Annotated in this window: 4 protein-coding genes and 1 pseudogene; all 5 read right to left on the reverse strand. The window is 55.3% G+C overall.

All coding sequences use genetic code 11. The features are described from left to right. Positions 1-412 (reverse strand): annotated as a pseudogene (locus CSQ89_RS20765) (hypothetical protein); the annotation flags it as partial. Next, on the reverse strand, positions 413-1,027 hold the full coding sequence (locus CSQ89_RS20770; protein WP_099407890.1) for a hypothetical protein: 615 nt from the start codon (positions 1,025-1,027) through the stop codon (positions 413-415). It lies immediately after the preceding pseudogene. Further along, positions 1,027-1,542 carry a glycoside hydrolase family protein gene (locus tag CSQ89_RS20775; RefSeq protein ID WP_144114585.1) on the reverse strand — a complete coding sequence of 172 codons (516 nt, stop codon included), beginning with the start codon at positions 1,540-1,542 and terminating at the stop codon, positions 1,027-1,029. Before CSQ89_RS20775 ends, CSQ89_RS20770 begins: the two co-directional genes overlap by 1 nt. Continuing rightward, a complete protein-coding gene (locus CSQ89_RS20780) occupies positions 1,539-1,751 on the reverse strand; it encodes a hypothetical protein (RefSeq protein WP_099407892.1) in 213 nt (70 codons plus the stop codon). The genes CSQ89_RS20775 and CSQ89_RS20780 overlap by 4 nt, the downstream gene beginning before the upstream one ends. 225 nt (positions 1,752-1,976) lie before the next feature. Continuing rightward, the gene (locus CSQ89_RS20785; RefSeq protein ID WP_099407893.1) at positions 1,977-2,723 is read right to left on the reverse strand and encodes a putative type VI secretion system effector; all 747 of its coding nucleotides are present in this window, start codon (positions 2,721-2,723) and stop codon (positions 1,977-1,979) included. Between the last annotated feature and the right edge of the window lie 172 nt (positions 2,724-2,895).

Here is a 2,895-nt window from a genome sequence, read left to right on the forward strand (position 1 = left end):
TCGCCTCAATATCCTGGCTGGCGTCGTGAAGCTCATTGAGTAGCAAGCTGGCGATACCCCGTGCGGCAGCCACATCTCTGCGGTGGCTCATGACAACCGCTACACCCGTAGCAGCAGCGGCTTCCACAATCTCCCGGTCACGCTTGGGGTCGGCTGTGCGTTTGGTTCGCAAGTTCGCAGGTTCGCACTGGTTGGTTCGCGCCTGACTGTTGCGAACTTCTGTGCGAACAAGCTCAGCTCTTACCTCAGCTTGCACTTTCTCACTCAGATCCCGCTCCCAACCCAACTCCTTTGCCTTGCGCCGAATGAGGGTGTCGGATACATCGAACTTCCTGCCTATCTCACGCAATGACAACGCACCAGCACGGTAGTCGCCCTCGATACCTTCCCAATCAACTTCCTTGCGTGCCATTTACCAAGCCCATCCAATGGAAATACGTGGCTCTACCTCACCACGACGCACAATCAGGTCTAAGCGGGTACGTACACGCCCTAGGTCTCGGGCTATCCACGCTCCTGGCTCTTGGGTTATCGGTCCATACGATAGGCCAGCACTCCAAGGGCGGGGCTTCGCTCCTAGGGTGTCGAGTATCAGCGGGGTGTCAGTTGCAGTGTCGATGTCCGCCCCTACGGCAGATTGCACTACACGACGTCCACCCTTACCGTCGTCAACCAAGGATGTCGTCAGCGTTACAGGCTCACAGCGACAGGTGGGTTCGCCGTCCGGGGTGGTTCCCAACACAGGGCGAGGCGTGAGGCGGGTCGTGAGGCGGCGTAGCTCTTTACTGCCTGGAGGCAGCTTATGCGGGGCGGGACCGGCCTCCTTGGGCGTCATGGCAGCACGAACCGCTACCAGTGAGCCGTCATCCTGGCGGATAGCAGCAGCCGGGGCTGCCGACTCGGTTTGAGTATCTGTTACTACTTTTAGGGAAATTACCCGAAAAGTCGGACATGCCACCAGCGCACAGGCCGCCACCCCGCCCATGCCCAACAACAGCAGCGCCTTTGTGGAGTAGGTCAGCTTCATCAGGCAGCCCTCCCTTCACATACCGCACGCTCCTGGTTGCGGCGCTTCACAATGCCACTACAGCCGTTGGCGGGGTCGCGGCAGTCCTTACCAGCGACATACACAACCGAGTCAATGCCACGGCAAGCAGCGGCATAATCGCCCTGCCTAGCCCTCTCAGCGAGTCGGTAACTACACAGGTTCTGCGCACCGATGTTGTAAGCCAAGCTGGTAAAGGCAGCACGCGGGCCAGCCGGGAGACCGGGCATGCATTCATCTACCTGTTGCAGTACGTCACGCACCTCACCCACCAGCATTTGGGCGCATTGCTCAGCCGTATAGGCTTGGCCCATGCGAATGTCGGTGCCGGTCTGGCCAAAGCAGGCGGTGGGAATGCCAAGAGGATGTACAGTGGTGCGCACCAAGGGATCGGCGTAAGTACTGCGCACCTCACCTTCATGCGGGGCAATCAAAAGCGCAGCAGTCAGTACCGCTCCTACCGCGCCGGCCCCTATTAAGCGGGCCTTGAGGCTCATTCCCCTGTACTCCCCTTGTCCTGGCCACGGGCGAGTCGCCGCCAGCGGTAAATAAGGAATACAGCCTGTAGCACCACATACACCAAGGTGGTGAGGGCTACCCATTCATTGATGGTGATGCCAGACAGCGTAAAAGCCCCCACCGAGATAGGTGGGGCCGCTTTGGCCAGTTCGGTTGCGGCGTCTTTCGCCAGGATTTGATAGGACATCTCTCTCTCACGGTTTTAATTGATCGTGAGTGAGATTGTGTGGGTCGCCCCCGGTGAGTTTGGTGGCTGATTTGATAGGGCTTTAAGCCGCGAAAGGGGGGTGTGTTGAATTCACCCCCCTCAGTAGCCTATATACGCTGCCTGAAAAACAAGCACGCCAGTCTGTGTTAGCACTGGCGCGGCTTTGAGGGATGCAGCGGCAAGGTTATCCGCTGTGGTTGTGGATCAATACCGGAAGTAGAACGTGCCGAACTCGCCGGGGTCTTTTTCTGTGCGCTGGGCATTGGAAGACTTTACCAAATCGACATTACTGGGATTAGGCCAATCAAGGGCGCGGAAAACCTTTTCTGCCAATCGCACAAAGGGCAGCCATTTGCGCGCTAAAAAGAAAGTCATAACACCAAAAATAATTATCATAACAACCGCAGTTTTCGAGAAAATCACTCTCATAAATTTTAGGTATTCCTCCAAATCTTCTGTTACGAACCAACACATCAGAGCACCTACCATCAGCACAAATGCTGTGCCAATCAGCCACCATTTTGCTGCGTTATAAGTATGCTTCCGCATCCCTCGGGAGCTGTGTGGATAGAGCGCAATGGTCTTATCTTTTGGTCGAGCAATGCCAAATGCTTCAAAGTGGTCGCCCTGCCATTCCGCTGCTACTTCAACCTCATCACCATTCTTAAAGGGGCTACGCCAAACCCAGCCTTTTACCGGTTGGCCGTTAAGCGAAAACTGTACGTAATCTGCTTCCTCTTCCATGCTAGTCGCGTTGGCGGCAGTAGAAATTGCTTGCCCCCCTAAGCCAGCCATTGCGGCACCTATGGCAATAACGCCCATCTTCGTTTGATCGGACTCGGTAAATACAAAACTTGCGCTCTCGCGTCGGCAGCTATAGCCAGTGATGCTACCGGTAAGTTTTACTAAACCATCAACATTAGGTTGGGGCAGGAAATTGGCATCGGTCATGCAGCGAGTCCTACGTCTATTAAGGCAGCGGTAAGGGCTTCAGATTTGTCAAACAGCGCCCAATAGTTACCAGGTAACAGCGTCCAATTCTTTCCATTTACTCAGTACGTCTTCGACCCTTTCTTGCGGTGTTTGAATCGGTAGGAATCATTACCCGTTTCCAGAATGTCGC

The sequence above is a fragment of the Chitinimonas sp. BJB300 genome, from assembly GCF_002735695.1.
GTDB lineage: Bacteria > Pseudomonadota > Gammaproteobacteria > Burkholderiales > Chitinimonadaceae > Chitinimonas.